The sequence below is a fragment of the Undibacterium sp. GrIS 1.2 genome (assembly GCF_040544435.1).
In the GTDB taxonomy this organism is placed as follows: Bacteria; Pseudomonadota; Gammaproteobacteria; order Burkholderiales; family Burkholderiaceae_D; genus Undibacterium.
On the sequence record NZ_JBEONP010000008.1, the window covers coordinates 94,488 to 116,375 of the forward strand.

The window sequence follows — 21,888 nt, forward strand, 5'->3', positions numbered from 1 at the left end:
ATAGATTAAATACGATTACTTTAATGTGATTGTGACCTTGTCCAACCGGTCGTCGTTATCAGGAATCAGCCTTTGACCGCGCCGGCAGTCAGCCCCCGGACGAAATATTTTCCTGCGATCAGATACAGCACCAATGTCGGCAGTGCTGCGATAATCGCCGCTGCCATATTGACGTTATATTCCGTCACACCTGTCGAAGTATTGACCAGATTATTTAGGGCAACAGTGACGGGTTGCGCATCAGAGCCGCCGAACACCACGCCGAATAAGAAGTCATTCCAGATCTGGGTGAACTGCCAGATAAAGCACACCATAAAAATTGGCAAGGACAAGGGGAAAATAATCCGGCGATAAATGGTCAAAAATCCTGCGCCGTCGATGCGGGCAGCTTTGACCAATTCTTCTGGCACCGATACATAATAATTACGGAAAAACAGCGTCGTGAATGCCATGCCATAAATCACATGCACTAATATCAAACCCGCCGTTGTATTGGCCAGATGCATCAGGCCCAGCAAGCGCGCCATAGGCAAGATTACGACCTGAAACGGGATAAAACAACCGACCATCAAGCCCGTAAATAAAATCTCTGACCCGCGAAAGCGCCAGTGGGCTAGCACATACCCATTCAGTGAACCGATCAAGGTGGAGATCAAGACTGCCGGTATCACCATTTTGACGGAGTTCCAAAAATACGGTGCCAGGCCATCACATTGCACACCAGTACAGGCAGAGCCCCAGGCTTTTGCCCATGCGGCAGTGTTTGGATGCAAAGGGAAATCCAGTAAATTTCCACTCCGGATTTCATCCAGTGATTTGACTGAGGTGGTCAGCATCACATACAAAGGTGCCAGGTAATACAGTGCGCATAAAAATAAGAGCACGTAGATAAAGATACGACCGATATTTAACCGCGAGCGATTGGGATTATTTGCCTCAGAGAATTTAGAGGACGGAGAAGAATTAGCGACCATGACGTGCCTCTTTTGCTTCAAGATAAATCAGGGGTACTAATACTGCCAGTACCGTCATCAGCATCATCATTGCGGATGCTGCACCTAAGCCTAGCTGTCCGCGGGTAAAAGAAAATTGGTACATAAAAATGGCAGGTACGTCGGATGAGGTGCCGGGACCGCCAGCGGTCAGCGCCATGACCAGATCAAAACTCTTGATGGCAATATGAGATAACACTAGCAAGACACTAAAGAACACGGGGCGCAAAGAGGGGATGACGATACGGCGATAAATCGTCGGCAGGCTGGCACCATCCACCATCGCCGCCTTCATGATGCTGTCGTCAATCCCGCGCAATCCCGCTAAAAACAATGCCATTACAAATCCTGAGGATTGCCAGACGCCCGCTATGACGACGGTATAAATCGCCATGTCAGAATCGACTAGCCAGTCCATAGAGAAGTTGGCAAAGCCCCAGTCATGCATCATTTTTTCTAAACCCAGACCTGGGTTTAGTATCCATTTCCATGCAGCACCCGTGACGATGAACGATAGTGCCATCGGATATAAATAGATTGCTCGTAACGCACCTTCTGCACGGATACGCTGATCTAAAAAAATCGCCAGCAAGAGTCCGACAACCAGACAAATCAAAATAAATAATCCACCGAAAATGCCTAAGTTGGTGGCAGAAACCCACCAGCGGTCAATTTCAAACAAGGCGCTGTATTGCGAAAATCCTGAGAAGGTGTAATTCGGCATCAAGCGTGATTCGGTCAAAGACAGATACGCTGTCAGGCCGATAAAACCGTAGACAAAAATGAGGGAAGTCAACACCGTTGGCGACAACACGATGCGCGGTAGCCAGACATCGGCAAAACTGGCGAGCCTTTGGGCGACCTTGGGGCGCTGAGCGTGATCGACAGCCTGACTGCGGCCCGATATTGCTGTGGGGGTAACTGACATCAAGAATCTCCAGAGCGATATCAATGATCGCTCCAATTACTTATGGGGAGTATATTTTATTGTCCATATAATCATTGGACACTAAGGCATTTTTATTAAAAATAAGGGGGAGTATATGAAAATAAGCAAAATTCCACACCATTTTCATTACTGCCCGCCATACGCACCAGCGAGTTGTTATCTCATTCAGTGCGTATGACGTTTGCCACCTTGTTTTACAGCTTACTTCCAGCTTATTTGCAGCTTACTTCTGTATCACGTCGCTATTACTGCAGCTTACTTTACTTCGCTTTAGCCGCTTTTGCTAATGCTTGTACTGCGGCTTGCGAGGTCATCGTGGAGTTCATAAACTTCGCAATCACGTCCTGAATCGCACCGGCTTTAGCAGAGTCGATTGCCATGCCGTGTGCAAAGCTAGGGACTAAACCACCGCTCTTACTCGTCGCGTCCATGTCATCCATCGACTTGATGGCACAGCTATCAAACTTAGCACGTGAGACACCGGCACGGGCAGGGATAGAGCCTTTGTTCAGGTTAAATACTTCCTGAAATTCCGGGCTCATCACCGCGCTTGCCAAGACTAGTTGGGCCTTTTGCTGATCAGCATCTTTAACTTTAAACATCGTCAGAGAGTCGATATTAAAGGTGAATGCTTTCTCGGTACCTGGCGCAGTCAGACACAAGAAGTCTTTACCAGCGACTTTGCCCGCCGCAGTAAATTCACCCTTCGCCCAATCGCCCATAAATTGCATACCAGCCTTGCCATTGATGACCATGGCTGTTGCCAGGTTCCAGTCACGGCCAGCGGCATCTTTATCGATGTAGGTTTTGATCTTTGCTAAGGTATCAAAGGTTTTGATCATGGTTGGACCAGTCAGACTGGCCGGGTCCAGTTGTACGATTGCTTTTTTATAGAAATCTGGACCGCCGACGCCGAGTGCGACGGATTCAAATACCGTCGCGTCTTGCCATGGCTGACCGCCGTGTGCAATGGCAATCAAGCCGGCTTTTTTGATTTTGTCAGCGGCATCAAAAAATTCGTCCCAATTGGTCGGCGCTTTGGCGCCTGCTTTTTTTAAGACGTCTGGATTGACCCATAACCAGTTGACACGATGCACATTGACCGGTGCGGCAACATAGTGTCCTTGATACTTCATGATATTGGAGACGACTTTTGGCAAACTTGCATCCCATTTGCCTTCGGTCGCCGCGGCATCGATATTCGCTAACACGCCTTCTTTACCCCACTCTTGAATCGATGGGCCTTTGATCTGTGCTGCAGTCGGTGCGCTACCAGAAATGACGCGTGCTTTTAACGCAGTCATAGCATTTTCACCACCGCCACCAGCTACGGCGAAATCTTTCCAGACGATGCCTTTGGCTTCCATCATTTTTTTCAATTCAGCGACGGATTTGGCTTCGCCACCGGAAGTCCAATAATGTAAGACTTCGACTTCTGCTGCCTGAACTTGCGCGCCAGCGATCAACGCTGTGGCTGCAATAGTTGCCTGAACGATTTGTTTCAATTTCATGATTGTCTACTCCAATATGTTTGGGGAATGTTTTTAAATGATTTTATTTTGCTGTCGCCAGATGTGTTGATATTTTTTTGTTCAGACACATCTGGGCAGTCGGTAAAATTGACTAAAAATGAGCTAAGTCATAAAGATCAAATTTAAAAGCGAGCGTAAAAGTGACCGATAGGCGTATCAGAACCAAGTTTCTAATTGAATACCAACTGAGGTGCCGCTAGTATTGTTACCATATACCGGACCAGAGTTATTGCTGGCGTTGACAGCGGCGGTTGCCGCATCATTCCATTTGCCGTAGGTAACAAAGGCGCGTAGTTCTGGGCGCGACCAGTAGCCTTCACCCATAGACAGCGTTGGTGCGAAGGTGATTTTGGTCAGGCGTAAAGCGTCGCCGCCATTGGCTTGTGTGACGCGACTGGTGCCAACTTCTGCTTGCAGCTTAAAGTTTTTAGTCAACGCATACACCGGTCTTGCGCCTAATGTAGTCCAGGTGGAGGAACCCTGTGCATCCGACTTATCACGCTGCATTAAAGCGATAAATTCAGTGCTGAATTGTGTCGTAGGTTGGATCACCAGATTATCGAATACGCGCAAACGGGTAACGTCAGAACCCAACGTTGTGCTACCGGAGCTACCGATACGGTCGCAGCATGGTCCGCCAATACCAGTGCCTGGACCAACACCGTATTGAATACCAACAGTATTTGCGCCACCAAGTACTTTATCTTGCTTATGGAAGATCGAGAACTGCCAACCGTTATGACGGTTTTGTCCTTGGGCACTGATCAGCGACATCGCCATATCAATCGTACCGTTCTCGTTGACGGGCACACCTTCATAGATAAAGTTCTGACGCACTGCTGCTGGCGTATTGAGCACTTTGCCGGTCGTCGCATCAATGTCGTTGGTGTCGTTATCTTTGAACACGGCATAGCCGAATTTGCCAGGGCCAAAGCCGCCAACTTTATCAAAGCCACCGCCTGTACCATTTAAGTTGATGTATTGCAGATCCAGCATATGGATATCTGGACGGAAGTAGTAACGCTTACCAATCCAAGCAGTACCACCGTTTAAGAAATCGAGCCCTTTGGCTTCTACATAAGCTTTGGCGATTTCTGGTTTGGCATTGCCGAAATCAGAACCGTTTTTGTAAGCGTCGATCCACAAAGTACCGACCCAGCTTACGCCGTTTTCTGATTTTGCCAGTTCCTTTGTATAACCGCCTTCAAAGTAGCTATCGCACTCATTGCCGAGGCGATACTTCATGGTGTTGCCACCCAAGTCGTAGCAGCTTTGTGGACCTTTTTGTGAACTAGAGCCTACGCCAGCGCGCAAGTAGCCATGGAACTCACCTTCAGCATCGCTGGCATGTGCTACGCCGGCAGTAAAGGCAAGTGAAAGGGCGAGCGGTAACGCTCTGAATGCAGTTTTACTCATTATGTCTCCTGTGTATTTTTAATCGCTCGCAAGCAAGCTGACGCTGCTTTTGAGCATGCTGTCATGTCCGGTATTTCCCGGATTTAATCTACTGCAGATGGTTGCCCAATTTTTCTCACCATCATTTGTCCAAAACGGGGTACTAATCCAGCATCCGTATTGGCACTTATTGTTGCGGCGAGCAGACATTAGCACCGCAGATACTGTGACACCACACCCTGAGTTGCAATCTGGTCATCACCTGTTAAGTAATTGATTTTTATAAGAAAATTGAAAATCAGCTAAAGTCGGCTTGTTACATAACTTTACGTTGGGATTTTTGCTTTTTTGCAATTCTTCGCCGATAGCTCATAGCGGAGCACGAGCAAAATCGATGTGTTTTCTGCCTGCAATAAATTGCAATGTAAGCTCACAGTTCATTACAAATATCGATGCTTATTTACCTTCGCAACAACATTCAGTTACGTTATAGTCACCCCCGAGACAAAGAAGGATCCTCAGGTGCAAACAGTAAAAATAAGATTGTTGCCCCATGCAGAATGTGCTCGTCGTTACCAGCTATCCTCACAGCAGATAGTGCGTAACTTGATATTGCCCATTTTGTTGCTGGTGACCAGCTCTACAACATGGGCAGAGACATTGCAGGTACTGCATTGGTGGAAATCCGCCAGTGAGCACAAGGCTGTCGATGTGTTGGCGAGTAAATTAGCCCAAGAAAATATTATTTGGCGCGATGCGTTGATCCCTAGCGGGTCAGGCATAGGTGCGGGCATCGTTCTTAAAAGTCGCATCCTCACAGGTAACGCGCCCGAGGTATCGCAGGTCAACGGCGTACTGATCAGCGAATGGTCAGACCTGGGGTTGCTGCTGGATTTTGACGCCGTTGGTGCGGCTGGAAAATGGGACAAAGTTTTATTTCCGCTGGTCTGGACCTTGGTGCAACCCAAAGGACGTCTGGTTGCCGCGCCGCTGGGGATTCATCGCATTAATACATTATTTATTAACCGAAAAGTATTCAAAAAATATGATCTGAAACCGCCTGAAACCTGGGATGAGTTTGAAGTCGTCGCAAAAAAATTAAAACAGGCAGGCGTGATACCGTTGGCACAAAGCAGCGAACCATGGCAGGTTGCGACTTTATTTGAAAACCTGGTGTTATCCGAGGCAGGCGCGGGTTTTTATAACGAGTTATTTGTCAAAAAAGACGTCGAGGCATTCTCTGATGCGCGCTTTGCCAATGCCTTAAAACGCTTACGCGCGCTCAAAAAAATGATGTCTGTATCCTCACAAGAGCGTACTTGGGTAGAAATGGCGCGCCAGTTTGCCGATGGCAATGCAGCCATGTTTATCATGGGAGACTGGGCGAAAGCCGAGCTAAATTATTGGGGATTGGCAACCGATGTTGGTTTTAGTTGCATGGCGGTGCCAGGCACAGAAAATTATCATCTATATGATATCGATACCCTTGTCATGCTGACGCTGGATGGATCGCACAGAGCCGCGCAAGAAAAGCTCGCTCAAATTGTCGTATCGCCAGCGCTGCAAACAGAGTACAACCGTGTCAAAGGTTCTATTTCTGTTTTACGCAATCAGGATTCATCGAAAATGGATAGCTGCTCCCGTGCGTCGCTCAAAGCATTTTCTGTGGGAAGTGCCGCGCAAGTGCCTAGTTTTGCGCACCGGATGGCGACCGACGAAATTTCTAAAGACGCGATTATTGCTGAGATCGTCCGCTTTTTTATCGACGACAAAATGTCGATAGGTGATACACAGCGTCGATTAGCCGCCATCGCACGCTCGCTTCCAAAGACATAAATAAAAATAGAATATTGAAAGTAATAATGCGCAAAATACTGATAGTCGATGACGACCAAAAAACCAGAACTCTGTTAAAGACCTATCTGGAAAAAAATCAATATGAGGTCAAGCTGGCACATAACGGGGAATCTTTTTTAGCCGAGTTTCATCGTTATGCCGATGAATTATCTTTGGTCATTTTAGATGTCATGCTGCCTGATACGGACGGGTTTGCATTGTGCAAAGTGGTGAGAAATCGCTCCAACGTTCCCGTGATTATGCTCACGGCCAGTTCAGACGAGACCGATCGTATCGTTGGCTTAGAGCTAGGGGCAGATGACTATATTTCTAAGCCGTATAGCCCTAGAGAATTGCTGGCTCGCATTAAAGCAATACTCCGGCGTACTGGTAGTGAGAATCTAGCTGCTCCGCGCTATTATCGATTTGTCGGCTTTACTCTTGATACCGTTGAACGCACCGTCAGTGACCGTGATGGAACCGTGATTGCGCTGACGGGACTGGATTTTCAATTACTCAAGTATTTTGTTGAGCATCCTGGCGACATTCTGGATCGCAGCGTATTGTGTGAAGAGACGCGTGGTCGTGATGCAGGTCCTTTGGATCGCTCTTTAGACGTACAAATCAGTCGCCTTCGCTTGCGTTTGCATGATGATGGTAAGCAGCCAGCCCTCATCAAAACCGTACGCGGCGCGGGTTATGTTTTTTCCGCAGATGTCAGTTCTGCTCACGCCTGATTGTTGCGTGACTATTATCTGACGATTACTTGATTACTCTCCGATTTTTACCCGCTTATTCCTCGATTGTTCCTCGATTATTCCCCGATTGTTACGCCTGCCTATGTCGACCATTTCTCATTCCCAGCGGATTCTGCAAAAAATCCTCCCCCATTCTTTATTGGGACGATTAACAGTGGTGATGGTTGCCGGGGTGATGTTGACGCAATTTGTTGGCAATGCGTTCTGGACAGCCCAGGTTCGTAAAGAATCCGAGATCGAAACCAAAGCTTCTTCCCAGCATGTCGCCCGCAGTGCCGCCAGTACGATGCGATATTTTGCCAGTCTTCCATCCAATTATCGGCCTCTGACGATACAGCTATTTCGTGAAATGGGGGGGACACGGTTTTTTGTCAGTATCAACAAAAATGCGATCAAGTTAAACGAATTGACTGGCAATCGTCTGGCTAGCATGGCAGTGCAGGACATCCAAGCCTCCCTCAAAGAAGAGCTGCCAGCCTTAGATAAATTAAAAATCGGATTTGCATGGCCATCCGATTTGGTCGTTTCGGATGATGGCTCCCAAATTAGTGAAGTACCAGAAAAATGGGTACAGCATATTTTGATCACCCAGCCCAATCCTGCTCCTATCTTAGTGATCCAAACCGAGATGGCAGACGGTCAGTGGTTATATCTTGCGACCTTAATGCCTAATCCTTATTTTTTTAAAAGTGGCGATCCTTTTTCCTCTGACCGTGTATTACTCCAGCTACTTTCACTTGCCGCCGTTTTGGTTTTATCTATTTTAGTCGTACGTTGGACAACCAGGCCGCTAGCTGCTTTATCTGAGGCAGCGCAAGCATTTGGTAACGGTGAACATACGCCACCGTTACCTGAAACCGGCAGCAAAGAATTTGTAAAAACAGCCCGGGCCTTTGGCGAAATGCGGGAGCGGATTCAGCGTTATATTGATGACCGTGAGCGGTTGTTTGTGTCGATTTCTCATGACTTGCGGACACCGATTGTGCGTCTGAAATTGCGTGCAGAATTACTTGACGATGATGCTGTCCGTGCCGAATTTCATGATGATCTGGACGAGCTGGATATGATGGTCAAAGGTGCGCTGCAATGTGTGAAGGATAGTGATATTTATGAAAATCCGACTGAAATCAGACTTGATGCTTTGTTAGGTCGGATGGTAAAAGGTGCGCACTTAGCAGGGCATGAAATTCTATTTATTGAATCTGGTTTAACCGTTTTTGCGAAACCGCTTGCCCTCAAGCGAGCGGTCGGGAATTTACTGGACAATGCGATCCACTATGGCAAACAGGTAGAGATTAATGTTTCTGAACAATCTGATCAGATCGCCATAGAAATCCGAGATCATGGCCCGGGTGTACCAGAAGAAGACTTCACTCATTTATTGGAGCCTTATGTCAGACTGGAGCACGGTCGACATAAAAATGCGGGTGGTATGGGTTTAGGTCTGGGTATCGCCCATAGTATTGTTCAAGCACATGGCGGAGAGTTGCGACTGGAAAATCATCGCGACGGCGGTTTGATTGCAACCATACTTCTTCCTAATAAAACAGATCAGCATATCCCGCACCCGGATAGCGACGGCACATAAAAACTACTCAAGAGATTACTTAAGCACGCGGTCAGTGTTCTTCAAAAACAAGAGCTATCATAAATTATGATAGCCCTATTTTAAATTCGTATTTTTACAAATACGCATCCCTGCCTACAATGTGTACACAGCAGATTTCAAAGGAAGTCGAAGAGGCGCTGCAGCATCATTTCGAAAGCTTCTTTTGATGTCTTTGTTATTCGATGGGAATAACATGTAGTAGTTTGATAATGATTTTTGCTTGGTATGAGCAAACAAGTCGTGATCGACCTGCAAAGCATGCAGCGAAGGTGTCTTTTCACCATCGTACTTTTCATCGAATTCGAATAAAATGGTTGCTATCACAGCCACCGCAATGAGAACCGATTTCTGATACCTCGCTATCGGTTCCGAGCAAACTTGTGTCTTACCGGATACAGCGCATGCTCTTTGTAATCTAAATCACAAATTTTGGAGCATCACATGTCGTCCGACACCACCATGGAGTCTGCTGGACTCTCCTCGCTATCCCCTTCCTTTTCCGCCACATCTTCTGGTGACATTCCCCAGCTGCATGACGTCAAACTTGACGATAAATACACCGCCACTAGCGGCACCATTTTTCTATCCGGTATTCAGGCATTAGTGCGCTTGCCGATGATACAAAAATTGCGTGATCAGGCCGCAGGCCTGAATACGGCAGGATTTATTTCTGGTTATCGCGGCTCACCTTTGGGTGGTTTGGACGAAACCTTGTGGAAGACCCAAAAATTACTGGATGCAAGTCACGTCAAGTTTGTACCTGGCGTAAATGAAGACTTGGCAGCTACCGCAGTATGGGGTACCCAGACGGTTGATCTGATTGGTCCCGCAAAATACGATGGCGTGTTTGCCATGTGGTATGGCAAAGGCCCCGGCGTAGATCGTTGCGGAGACGTGTTTAAACATATGAACCATGCCGGTACTGCACAATATGGTGGTGTTTTATTGGTGGCCGGTGATGACCATGGTGCTTACTCCTCTACCTTGCCGCATCAGTCTGACCATATTTTTTCTGCATGCATGATCCCTATGTTGTACCCATGCAATGTTCAGGAATACCTGGATTTGGGTTTGCATGCTTGGGCTATGTCGCGCTTCTCTGGTTGCGCCGTGGGCTTTAAAGCCTTGGCCGATACGGTGGAATCTAGCTCTTCCGCTGATGCTGATCCTTTCCGTCTCAAGATTACGATCCCAGAAGATTTTGTGATGCCAGAAGGCGGCTTGAATACCCGTTTATCATTAGATACTTTGGGCATACAAGCACGCAAGCAAGAAGCCTTGATGCAAGATTACAAAATCTACGCAGCACTGGCCTATGCGCGCGCCAACAAACTCAATCACACGACGATTGATAGTCCTAATGCCAAGCTCGGTATTGTTGCCTCTGGCAAGTCGTATCTCGATGTATTAGAAGCGATGGAAGAACTTGGCATTGATGAGAAATTCGCTGCCGAGATTGGTATCCGCCTGTATAAAGTTTCTATGCCTTGGCCTCTGGAGCCTGACGGTGTACGCGAATTTGCACAAGGTTTGGATGAGATTCTGGTGGTGGAAGAAAAACGCCAGATGGTCGAATATCAACTTAAAGAACAACTTTACAATTGGCGCGACGATGTTCGTCCACGTGTCATCGGTAAGTTCGATGAAAAAGGCGAATGGGTACATCCACGTGGTGACTGGTTGCTGACGTCCAAGGCAGATTTTTCTGTCGCCCAAATTGCTCGCGTCATCGCGGCAAGGATTGCGCGCTTCCACACTAGTGATCTGATTAAGGCACGCCTGGCGTTTTTGGAGGCAAAAGATGTGGTACTGAACAAGGACGTGAATACGCCTCCGCGTCCGGCCTATTACTGCTCCGGTTGCCCGCACAATACGTCGACAAAAGTGCCAGAAGGTAGTCTCGCGCTGGCAGGTATTGGTTGCCACGTCATGGCGACCGCCATTTATCCCGAATTTAATAAACTGACGACGCACATGGGGGGTGAAGGTGCTCCGTGGATTGGACAAGCTGCGTTTTCGACGTTGCCGCATGTATTTCAAAATCTGGGTGACGGCACGTATTTTCACTCTGGCTATTTAGCGATCCGCGCTGCTGTGGCTGCCAAGGTCAATATCACTTATAAGATTTTGTATAACGACGCCGTTGCGATGACCGGCGGTCAACCAGTTGACGGCACGATCAGCGTCCACATGATGGCGCAGCAAATGGCCGCCGAAGGCGTAAAGCGAATTGCGCTAGTGACTGAAGATTTATCCCGCTATACAGATCGTTCTGCATTACCCGATCTGGTGACGCTACATGATCGCAAAGATATGGATGCAGTTCAGCGTGAAATGCGTGAACTGACTGGTGCCAGCGTCTTGATCTACGACCAGACCTGTGCTGCAGAAAAACGTCGTCGCCGCAAAAAGAAAGAATTCCCCGATCCAAATCAGCGCATGTTTATTAACGAAGCCGTATGCGAAGGCTGCGGTGATTGCGGTGTGCAATCCAACTGCACTTCCATCATGCCACTGGAAACCGAATTCGGTCGCAAACGCACGATTGATCAATCCTCCTGCAATAAAGATTATTCCTGCGTCAAAGGATTTTGCCCTAGTTTTGTCACGGTAGAAGGCGGCACCTTGCGCAAGTCTAAAACTGGTACGGCAAAGACCGATGACTTTGGTAGTTTGCCGGCTCCCGTTTTGCCGACCTGCGCTGTGCCTTACAACATTTTGCTCAATGGTATCGGCGGAACTGGTGTGATTACTATCGGTGCATTGATCGGTATGGCGGCGCATTTGGAAGGCAAGGGTGTGTCGGTATTGGACATGACAGGTATGTCGCAAAAAAATGGCTCGGTTACGTCTCACATCCGCATTGCTGATAATGTTGCCCGTTTGCGTGCGCAACGGATTGCTACTGGCGAAGCGGATTTGATTTTGGGCTGCGATATGTTGACCGCCGGTGCGCATGATGCCATTTCTAAAATGCGCGCTGGTCGCACTCGTGCGGTGGTAAATACGCATGAACAACCGACAGGACCTTTCGCTAAAAACCCTGATTGGCAGTTCCCCGCTGAATCTGTCGAGCAGCTCATTGCAGAAGCTGTTGGTAATCAGGTGGACTTTATTAATGCAACTAAATTAGCGACCGCATTGATGGGCGACTCCATCGCGACGAATTTATTTATGCTCGGCTTTGCTTACCAAAAAGGCTCCATCCCCGTATCTGAAACCGCTTTGATGCACGCAGTGGAATTGAATGGCGTTGCGATCGAATCCAATAAAAAAGCTTTTTTATGGGGACGTCGTGCCGCAGTGGATTTGGCTAAAGTAGAAAAAATTGCCATACCGACTTCACCAGTCGTCGTGCAAATGCCGCAAAGTCTGGATAGCGTAATCAAACGTCGTGTCGACTATCTGACAGCCTACCAAAATGCCGCTTATGCGCAGCAATATCAGGATTTGGTCAGCCAGGTCCGCGCTGCTGAGACAGCATCGGGTCTGGGAAATAAGCTGACAACAGCGGTCGCTAAATACGCGTTTAAGTTGATGGCGTACAAGGACGAATATGAGGTAGCACGTTTGTACACCGACGGACAATTTACTGACAAACTCAAGCAGCAGTTTGAAGGCGACTTCTCCCTCAAGTTCAACTTAGCACCGCCGCTATTTTCTAAAAAAGACGGACAAGGTCATTTGATTAAAGCGCAGTATGGCTCTTGGGTATGGCAAGCCTTTAAATTAATGGCCAAACTCAAGGGTTTGCGCGGCAGCAAACTGGATATCTTCGGCTACACAGAAGAGCGCAAATCCGAGCGCGCCTTGATCGTTAATTACCGCGACACCGTGTTAAGCCTGATCGTTAACTTAAACAAAGACAATCTGGACAAGGCAGTGCAAGTCGCCAATTTGCCCGAGAAAGTCCGTGGTTTTGGTCACGTCAAAGAAAAAGCGATGGAAACCTACTATGCTGAACAAGCCAGCTTGTTGCAGAAGCCAAAAGCCAAAGTGATCGGCGAGATCGTACGAGTTGCCTAGCCGACTGCATTGTTTGAATCTAAGATTGCCTTATAGTATTGAAAAGAGATGTCCATTAAAAATAAGCCGCTCAAGCCATTTTTGGCCCGTAAGCCTTATAAACAATGGACATCCAGTTTTGAATTTTGACATTGACGTTTACGTTAACGTCATATAACTTAGCTTACCGATTGAAGCGTTGCCATTAGCAAGAACATTCATAGCTAAATCGATAAAACATACAAAAAATCCTGACCGTTGAGGAAGACATGACTGACCTGTCCATCGCCCAAAAATTAACCGAATACAAACCTGCCAATAAGGTACGTTTTGTCACCGCAGCCTCTCTGTTCGATGGCCATGATGCCTCGATCAACATCATGCGCCGTATCTTGATGGCAAACGGTGCAGAGGTCATCCATTTAGGTCACAATCGCTCAGTAGAAGAAATCGTCACTGCCGCTTTGCAGGAGGATGCACAAGGTATTGCAATTTCCAGCTACCAAGGCGGCCATGTGGAGTATTTCAAATACATGATCGACTTGCTCAAGCAACGTGGCGGTGCGCATATCAAAGTATTTGGCGGCGGCGGCGGTGTGATCGTACCGGATGAAATCGCCGATCTGCATGCCTACGGTGTGACCCGTATTTTTAGTCCAGAAGACGGACAGCGCCTGGGTCTGGTCGGCATGATTCTGTCGATGATACAGGCCTGCGATACCGATTTATCCGGCTATGCGCCGACACAGATGACCAGTTTGCAAGGCGATGATATGGTCGCTAAACATCGTCCTCTGGCGCAACTCATCACCGCATTGGAAAATGATCGTGTCGCGCCCGAACTGCGTCATGCAATTCAGACCGCCGCAGATAACATCAAGACGCCGGCATTTGGTATCACCGGCACTGGTGGTGCTGGTAAATCCTCCTTGACGGATGAACTGATACGCCGGATTCGTTTAGACCAGGACGATCAGTTGAATATCGCGCTGATCTCCATTGATCCTTCACGTCGTAAATCGGGCGGTGCTCTGCTGGGCGATCGTATCCGTATGAATGCGATTAGTCCTTGGGGTGGCAAGCTAAAGGTTTTTATGCGGTCGCTGGCGACACGCGAAGCTGGGTCTGAGATTTCACAAGCATTACCGGATGTGATCGCTGCTTGTAAGGTTGCTGGCTTTGATCTGATCATCGTTGAAACATCCGGTATCGGTCAGGGCGATGCCGCAATCGTGCCGCACGTGGATTTGAGTATGTATGTGATGACGCCAGAATTTGGCGCTGCATCGCAGCTAGAAAAGATCGACATGTTGGACTTTGCTGACTTTGTTGCGATCAATAAGTTTGACCGCAAAGGTGCACTAGATGCCCTGCGTGACGTCGCCAAACAATACCAACGCAACCGCGAACTGTGGACCAAAAAACCGGAAGAAATGCCGGTGTATGGCACGCAAGCATCGCGCTTCAATGATGATGGTGTTACCGCTTTATATCAAGGTATTTTGCCCGCACTGACCGAGCGCGGACTCAAAGCCGTGCCGAGCAAACTCGCACCGATTAGTGCCAAATTTTCCAGCGGTAAAAACGTCATCGTGCCACCTGCACGCAGCCGCTATATGGCAGAGATCGCTGATACGGTACGTCAGTTCCACAAACACTCCGGCAAACAAGTCGTGATCGCCCGCGAACGCCAGCAATTGCAAGAAGCCAAACGGATGTTGACTAAGGCCGGCAAAGCGGCAGACTTCGATGATCTGATTACCGAGCGCGATCATCATCTGGATGCAGAATCCAAAAAATTGATCGCCATGTGGCCAGACATGCAGGCCGCGTATGCCGGTGATGAATATGTGGTCAAAATTCGCGATAAAGAAATCCGCACGCAGTTAGTCACCAGCACCTTGTCTGGCACAAAAATCCGCAAAGTTGCTTTGCCGCGATTTGTCGATCATGGCGAAATTTTGCGCTGGTTGATGTTAGAGAACGTACCTGGATCATTCCCGTTCACGGCGGGTGTTTTTGCGTTCAAACGCGAAGGAGAAGATCCAACCCGTATGTTTGCCGGTGAAGGCGATCCTTTCCGTACCAACAAACGGTTTAAGTTGGTATCGCAAGGCATGCCCGCCAAGCGTCTCTCTACCGCGTTTGATTCTGTGACTTTATACGGCGCAGATCCAGCGATCCGTCCGGACATTTACGGCAAGGTCGGTAACTCAGGCGTGTCCGTTGCCACCTTAGAAGATATGAAAGTCTTGTACGACGGATTTGATTTATGTGATCCGGCAACCTCAGTGTCCATGACCATCAACGGCCCGGCACCGACGATTTTAGCTTTCTTCATGAACACCGCAATTGATCAGCAGATGGACAAATTCCGTGCCGATAATAAGCGTGAACCAACTGCGGATGAAGCTGCAAAAATCCGCGCATGGGTGCTGATGAATGTGCGCGGCACGGTACAGGCAGATATTCTGAAAGAAGATCAGGGACAAAACACCTGCATCTTCTCGACTGAATTCTCGCTCAAAGTCATGGGCGATATTCAAGAGTATTTTGTACACCACCAAGTGCGTAATTTTTATTCGGTGTCAATCTCTGGTTATCACATCGCAGAAGCCGGTGCCAATCCGATTTCTCAACTCGCCTTCACGATGTCGAATGGCTTTACTTTTGTGGAAGCCTATCTCGCACGTGGCATGCATATTGATGATTTTGCCGCTAACTTGTCCTTCTTCTTCAGCAACGGCATGGACCCCGAATACACAGTGCTTGGCCGCGTCGCACGTCGCATCTGGGCAGTTGCCATGCGTGACAAATACGGTGCGAATGATCGCAGCCAAAAACTGAAATACCATATCCAGACCAGCGGCCGCTCGTTGCATGCGCAAGAAATTGACTTCAACGATATCCGTACCACGTTGCAAGCGTTAATCGCAATCTACGACAATTGCAACAGCCTGCACACCAATGCTTATGACGAAGCAATCACTACACCAACAGATGAATCCGTACGGCGCGCTCTGGCGATCCAGCTCATCATCAATCGTGAGTGGGGCTTAGCCAAAAACGAGAATCCTATCCAAGGTAGTTTCATCATTGAGGAGCTAACCGAGCTGGTAGAAGAAGCCGTGATGCAAGAGTTTGAACGTATCGCAGAACGTGGTGGCGTATTAGGCGCAATGGAAACCGGCTACCAACGCGGCAAGATCCAGGAAGAATCCATGCACTACGAACACCTGAAACACGACGGCACATTACCGATCATTGGCGTGAATACTTTCCGCAATCCTAAACAAGGCGAGACGCCACAAAAAATCGAGCTAGCCCGCTCCACCGACGAAGAAAAACAATCGCAATTAACCCGCCTGGCCGACTTCCATCAGCGTCACGCTAAAGACGCACCGCAAGCATTGGCAGCATTGCAGCAAGCCGCCATCAACGATGAAAACGTTTTTGCCAAACTAATGGACGCAGCACGAGTTTGTTCATTGGGGCAAATTACTACGGCACTGTTTGAGGTTGGTGGGCAGTACCGGCGGAATATGTAATTCTTTAGTTTCGTCAATTAATAAAAATCCCGGTTTTATGCCGGGATTTTTATTGATCCAATAGGTGCGACTGCGATGCGCTCATCTCACCTGTAAAAATGTAGCATCCATTTTTGATGCATAGACATGTAGCAAGCGAGGATCTATTTTAAAACTGTACATAATTAATATGACAGTCAAGGCGAACGGCATGATATTTTTATGACTTACAGGGAGTCGCATTATGCGGCATGTCTGAGCTTTGGCTTCGCCTTTAAATATTTGTATGCAAACATCGAAACAAGCACTCGTACTGCTACTCACAATGACATTCTTATTGACGGCCAGCGCTAGCGAGAATGCCGATACCGCGAAGCTACGATGCGGCTGGTTTCACAATCCCACGCCGCAGAACGCATCGCTGGTTGACCACGATGGTGAATGGCTTATCAGCACGCAAGGTGGCGCACAAGCAGACGGAGATTGGCCGGAATTCGGGTCCTCGCAATGGGTCAGGACGAACAATCATTTTGGCTATGGTTGCGCATGTATTAAGCTCATTGCCAACTCCGAGTCACATGAAGTATCCAAGATCATCTCAGCCAAAGTAAAGCCACTTAGTGCCTGCCGCAACGACCGCTCACTCAATAAGCCTGTGGGCTAAATAAGTATGGAGCTTAGCGCCAGAGCCTGAATACTTGTTTAAATATCGGATGTAAATCTCAGGAATGATATTGCTAAGAAGTGCCTGGAATAAGTCTGCATATTTCAGTGCAGATGCGGTTAGCATTATCCAATTGCACGTATATGATTCAACCTAAAAAGGTAATTCATGGCTGAGAACAAAACGCAAGCGACTGAGGCCAGCGTGGAAGATTATCTTGCCGCAATTGAAGATGGCTGCAGACGCAAGGATTGTGAAGATTTAAGCAAGCTGATGGCCAAAGCGACCAAGCACAAACCGCAGATGTGGGGAGCCAGTATCGTCGGTTTTGGCAGCTATCACTATAAGTACGAGAGTGGCCGCGAAGGTGACTCATGCCTGACAGGTTTCTCGTCACGTAAGGGCGATATTAGTATCTATATTTTAGCTAGCTTCCCCGATCATGACGAACTGCTAGCCAAACTGGGAAAGCACAAGACAGCAAAAGCCTGTTTGTACATCCGCAAGCTCAGCGATGTTGATCTTAAAGTCCTTGAGCAACTTATCATCGGTTCTGTCGCCGAGAGGAAACGCCGCTATCCATAAGTTCTGCTGCCGATTCAGCTATGTGTTTAGATGTATATTTAGCTGCTTATTCAGTGACAAATATCAAGCACTGACAACAAGTCTTTTTACAATAATAAATATACTCCATTGCAGTATATTTAATCGTCCATATATTTACTGGTCGTTAGCCAATATTTGATAAAAATATGGGGGAGTATATTTAAATAGAACTTATTCATGGCTCATGGCATCACATGCTGGGCAATAAAAATTCTGCCGAAACCTGTAAGTAAACTTAATCGCTTTGGAGAACCCCATGAAGAACATCTTTGCTACTGCAATCATCGCTGCTGTATCGGTCACTGCTCTCACCGCTCTGGCTGCACAAGCGGAGGAGAAACTTTTCCGGTTAGAAGTAAAAAACCAAGCGGTAGAAAATGGTAAAACACTGGAAATGGTTTTTTTAGAAACTGCACGAAACTCAGATAACTCTGAAGTCGAGGTCAGTCTCATTTCTGGCGGCTCGGTGTCTTCATCCATGTTCACCTTGCGTGGCATATGTGCCCTGACACGCGAGCGTAAAGAAAATTATTTCAAGACAGAATCGCTGGGTGGCAAACCTGCAAGATACAAGGTCTTGTTCCCAAAAGCCGCGCCGCCGGAGAGCGTGCGGCCAGCCAAACCAGACGATAAAATCTGGTCGATTTCTGAATGCGCTGCCTTCAATTTCTGATTATTTTTTTTCAGATTGAAATCAATCCGAAGAAGTAAGCTCGATGTTGAAACTCATACATGACTTAAGTCTTAGTTGTGATCATAATGAGCGGCGCTGACGATGTTGAATTAGTCGCATCATTTTTTTATACATCCGATGAAACCAAACTTACAACCATTATTCTGCATCGCTTTATTGGCTGTGTGCGGCAACGTGTTTGCGGCAAATTTGCCGAAAAATATTCTGGATCAGATTCCCAAGGACTACGAAGTTCATTCTTTTCAAAGTGGTGAGCTGAACGACGATAAACTGGTCGATTATGTCGTTGTGCTACACAAGAAAAATGAAAAGACAGTCAACGGTGACGATTCGGCACCAGCACGACCACTGCTATTATTTATTCAGAATCCGGACGGTCGTTTTACTTTGGTAAAGCGCAATGATCATGTGGTGTTTAAAGTAGATGAGGGTGGTCAGTGTGATCCTTTTGATGCTGATGAAAAAAATATCTCCATTAAAAACCATTACTTCACAATTGAAAACGCTATGTCTTGCGGGCAGCATTGGACAGACTTCATTACTTTCCGGTATCTGCCGGCCTTACGTGACTGGGTTTTTCATAAACGTATCAGTGAAAACTGGGTATTAAATAGCCGCAGTGGGCCCGACGAGGATGCCTTGGTTTCTGAGGGGCGGCGAGTTGTTTCGGCAAAGGCAGGCGCTCCGGTTTTATTTGAGAACTATAAAAATTAATAACACCAATTAAAAATGATCAGAGCATAACAATACCCTCCGCCAGCACTGAACAAACAGCGATAAGATAGAGGTATCGTTCGTTGTTTATCTACCTAACTGTCGCTGATGTGCAAATCCTGGTGACATCAATTTAATTGAAAAAATAAAATGCAAATAAATTCTCCTCGCTATTCATCCGGCCAGCAAATTGGCGGCTTTGTCGGCTGGTTGATATTGACCTTTTCTGCTGCTGCGATTGGTGCGTTTGCCTCAGCACAAGCTGGTACGTTTTATATGCAATTGACGCGCCCAGAATGGGCTCCTCCGGCTTGGTTGTTCGGGCCAGTCTGGACGGTTTTATATTTGATGATGGCGATAGCGATCTGGCTAGTTTGGCGTGCACATGGATTGCGTCAAGCTAGCGCTGCGATTAGTTTGTTTTTGATGCAGTTGGCAGCGAATGCAATTTGGACCTGGCTATTTTTTGTCTGGCATCAAGGCGCGTTGGCCTTTGTCGAAATCTTGCTGCTATGGGCTTTGATTGTGGGGACTATTGTGGCGTTTTGGCGACTCAATACGACTGCAGCCATCTTGCTGCTGCCGTATCTGGCCTGGGTCAGTTTTGCGGGGGGATTGACCTACGCTACATGGACGCTCAACCCAGCGATATTGGGCTGAGTCGCCTGGGAGATAGATCAAAATCGTTTATCTGGATTGGTCATCTAATTTGAAGTTGAACTCCAGTAGCGTAGTTTGTGGTCTGGAGATTGGTGCATATTTCCATTGTGACGCAGCAGCGATGACTTCTTTGTCAAAGTATCTGGTGGGCTTGGCTGACAATATTTCTACCTGAGATACTTTGCCATCGGTCTCAATATGTATACGCGCTTTGACGATACCGTCCGTGATACCTGAACGTATCGCCGTGTTAGGAAACTTGGGTTGTACGCTGGAGACAACTTTTAACACGATAGATTCTGGTGCTGGTGCCGGAGCAGGTGTCGGCTTTGGTACAGCTGCTGCCACCGTTGGCGCTGTTGCCACGACAATAGGCTCCACGACTTTTGGTGTGACTATTTGAGGTGCAGCCACAGCGACTTTAGGTACTTCTTTAGATGCTGCCGCGGCCTTTGCTGCTGCCAGAGCTTTGGCTTCTTGTGCCAGCTTCGCTTCTTTGGCGTCCTTCGCTAATTTTTCTTCTTGTGCTATTTGCGCTGGAGTCTTGGTCGAGGCCATATCCATCCACTTGGTTACGTCCGCAGCGGCGCCGTGTTTGTAAGGATTTTTGACCAGGCCGGTGGGGGCGGATGCGGGGGTTTGTGGCGTTGATGCATCCGCTACAGGCTCTTCGGGTGGAGGTGCCTTGCTGCAAGCGCTTAAGATCAGCGCTAATCCAATGACGCTCAGTGCTAAGCCACGACATTGTTTTATCTCTTTTTGAAGCAGCATTTTGATCGTTCCTCAGATAAAAAATTAAGTTTCCAAATAAAACTAACAATACCGTACTGACCAATATGGCCTGACGTGATTGGCGCAATTAAGTGCTATTGGTCAGTTCAGGGTGCGAGATGACGAAAATCATGCACCAGACCGATATCACAACAGGGCAATCTGCCATGCTGCCATGCTGCCATGGATAAGTCTGTAGAGCAATATTGCCGTTGTTGTTTTTCCGTGCAGGAACTATGCCAAACAGAAATAGGCAATCCCGTCAGCTTGACGAATTGCTCTTTGCTTACAAAAAGTGAGTGAGTATGAGCTTAGTTAGATGTTGTTTGCTTGATATGCTCAACTTTATTGGTAAAATATAAATTCTAGTACGGTCAATACGCTGATTCATCAATTACCTCAGCACGTAACAGGACATTTTTTATGTCATCCCGATATTCCATTTGCTAACCAACAGATTAATCCCATGAAAAAAATCTCAACACTGGCTCTCATCTTGTCGTCAACATTGATAGTCGCTTGTCATAAAAAAGCACCAGAAGCTGCGCCAGAAATACCAGTCGTAGCCGCACCAGCACCAGCAACGCCAGCCGCGGTGGCGACACCAGTCACTCCAACGGAGCAAACGCCAGAACAAAAAGAACTCGCTGCTAAGCAAGCGCTAATGGACTACGGGGTAATGGAAGACAAATATATGAACGATACCCGCGCACAATGGGCCAGTTCTGCCAAAGCCAGTTCTACTTTTGGTGATGATAATGGTAAGACGCCTTCCGATAGTAGTATTGCCGCCAATATTAAAGGACCCGTCGACGGTAAAACCTGGACTAATAACCATCAGGAATTGGGTTTTGATACCGTAGAAACTGGCTACGATAAACCTGTTGCCGCGACTGAAGTCAGAGTCGCGTTTGACAATGGTTCTGGGGTCGAGGCAATCAGCAAGGTCGAGTTGCAAGATATTGACGGAAAGTGGAATGTAGTGTGGACTGGTATCAGCGAAGTCAAAAAAGATACGCGCGGTCGGAGAACCTGGTTTGTCCGTAGTTTTGACAAGACCACATACAAAGCCAAAGCAGTCAAAATCACGCTCGCCAACAATCTGGAACATGGTTACAAGGTGGTTGATGCGGTGCAGTTAGTTGGGGATTAATTTTGTGCTTGATTGTTTAGCTT

Annotated in this window: 16 protein-coding genes; 11 read left to right on the forward strand and 5 right to left on the reverse strand. The window is 47.5% G+C overall.

All coding sequences use genetic code 11. The annotated features are described in order from the left end of the window. Positions 1–65 precede the first annotated feature (65 nt). The 4 genes from AAKU61_RS05245 to AAKU61_RS05260 all read right to left on the reverse strand — a co-directional run bounded on the left by AAKU61_RS05245 (position 66) and on the right by AAKU61_RS05260 (position 4,889). Positions 66–974 carry a carbohydrate ABC transporter permease gene (locus tag AAKU61_RS05245; RefSeq protein ID WP_354330239.1) on the reverse strand — a complete coding sequence of 303 codons (909 nt, stop codon included), beginning with the start codon at positions 972–974 and terminating at the stop codon, positions 66–68. Then, complete coding sequence (locus AAKU61_RS05250) at positions 964–1,920, reverse strand: carbohydrate ABC transporter permease (protein WP_354330240.1); 957 nt, start codon at positions 1,918–1,920, stop codon at positions 964–966. Before AAKU61_RS05250 ends, AAKU61_RS05245 begins: the two co-directional genes overlap by 11 nt. A gap of 281 nt (positions 1,921–2,201) precedes the next feature. Continuing rightward, positions 2,202–3,452, reverse strand: coding sequence for an ABC transporter substrate-binding protein (locus tag AAKU61_RS05255; RefSeq protein WP_354330241.1), 1,251 nt, complete (start codon positions 3,450–3,452; stop codon positions 2,202–2,204). 177 nt (positions 3,453–3,629) lie between these two features. After that, complete coding sequence (locus tag AAKU61_RS05260; RefSeq protein ID WP_354330243.1) at positions 3,630–4,889, reverse strand: maltoporin; 1,260 nt, start codon at positions 4,887–4,889, stop codon at positions 3,630–3,632. A 501-nt stretch (positions 4,890–5,390) separates the two neighbouring features. Between AAKU61_RS05260 and AAKU61_RS05265 the strand changes: the two genes are divergently transcribed. From AAKU61_RS05265 to AAKU61_RS05310, 10 genes are all read left to right on the forward strand, one after another. Beyond that, positions 5,391–6,704 carry an ABC transporter substrate-binding protein gene (locus AAKU61_RS05265; RefSeq protein WP_354330245.1) on the forward strand — a complete coding sequence of 438 codons (1,314 nt, stop codon included), beginning with the start codon at positions 5,391–5,393 and terminating at the stop codon, positions 6,702–6,704. A gap of 23 nt (positions 6,705–6,727) precedes the next feature. Then, positions 6,728–7,441, forward strand: coding sequence for a response regulator (locus AAKU61_RS05270; RefSeq protein ID WP_354330287.1), 714 nt, complete (start codon positions 6,728–6,730; stop codon positions 7,439–7,441). A 103-nt stretch (positions 7,442–7,544) separates the two neighbouring features. Continuing rightward, a complete protein-coding gene (locus AAKU61_RS05275; protein ID WP_354330247.1) occupies positions 7,545–9,050 on the forward strand; it encodes an ATP-binding protein in 1,506 nt (501 codons plus the stop codon). 462 nt (positions 9,051–9,512) lie between these two features. Continuing rightward, positions 9,513–13,097 (forward strand): indolepyruvate ferredoxin oxidoreductase family protein, encoded by a 3,585-nt coding sequence (locus tag AAKU61_RS05280; protein WP_354330249.1) that lies wholly within the window; start codon positions 9,513–9,515, stop codon positions 13,095–13,097. Positions 13,098–13,345: 248 nt separating this feature from the next. Beyond that, positions 13,346–16,624 carry a fused isobutyryl-CoA mutase/GTPase IcmF gene (gene icmF / locus AAKU61_RS05285; protein ID WP_354330251.1) on the forward strand — a complete coding sequence of 1,093 codons (3,279 nt, stop codon included), beginning with the start codon at positions 13,346–13,348 and terminating at the stop codon, positions 16,622–16,624. Between the two features lie 265 nt (positions 16,625–16,889). Continuing rightward, complete coding sequence (locus AAKU61_RS05290) at positions 16,890–17,267, forward strand: DUF4087 domain-containing protein (protein WP_354330253.1); 378 nt, start codon at positions 16,890–16,892, stop codon at positions 17,265–17,267. 168 nt (positions 17,268–17,435) lie between these two features. After that, complete coding sequence (locus AAKU61_RS05295; RefSeq protein WP_354330255.1) at positions 17,436–17,852, forward strand: DUF1801 domain-containing protein; 417 nt, start codon at positions 17,436–17,438, stop codon at positions 17,850–17,852. 277 nt (positions 17,853–18,129) lie between these two features. Beyond that, positions 18,130–18,546 (forward strand): hypothetical protein, encoded by a 417-nt coding sequence (locus tag AAKU61_RS05300; RefSeq protein WP_354330257.1) that lies wholly within the window; start codon positions 18,130–18,132, stop codon positions 18,544–18,546. 138 nt (positions 18,547–18,684) lie between these two features. Further along, entirely contained in the window at positions 18,685–19,281 is a 597-nt protein-coding gene (locus tag AAKU61_RS05305) for a hypothetical protein (protein ID WP_354330259.1), read from the forward strand. 150 nt (positions 19,282–19,431) lie between these two features. After that, entirely contained in the window at positions 19,432–19,941 is a 510-nt protein-coding gene (locus AAKU61_RS05310) for a TspO/MBR family protein (protein WP_354330261.1), read from the forward strand. Positions 19,942–19,968: 27 nt separating this feature from the next. Here AAKU61_RS05310 and AAKU61_RS05315 read toward each other — a convergent pair whose 3' ends face one another. Further along, positions 19,969–20,712 (reverse strand): energy transducer TonB, encoded by a 744-nt coding sequence (locus AAKU61_RS05315; RefSeq protein ID WP_354330263.1) that lies wholly within the window; start codon positions 20,710–20,712, stop codon positions 19,969–19,971. Between the two features lie 466 nt (positions 20,713–21,178). Here AAKU61_RS05315 and AAKU61_RS05320 point away from each other — a divergent pair, with 466 nt between their 5' ends. Further along, positions 21,179–21,865, forward strand: a complete 687-nt coding sequence (locus AAKU61_RS05320; protein ID WP_354330265.1) for a hypothetical protein — start codon at positions 21,179–21,181, stop codon at positions 21,863–21,865. Positions 21,866–21,888 lie beyond the last annotated feature (23 nt).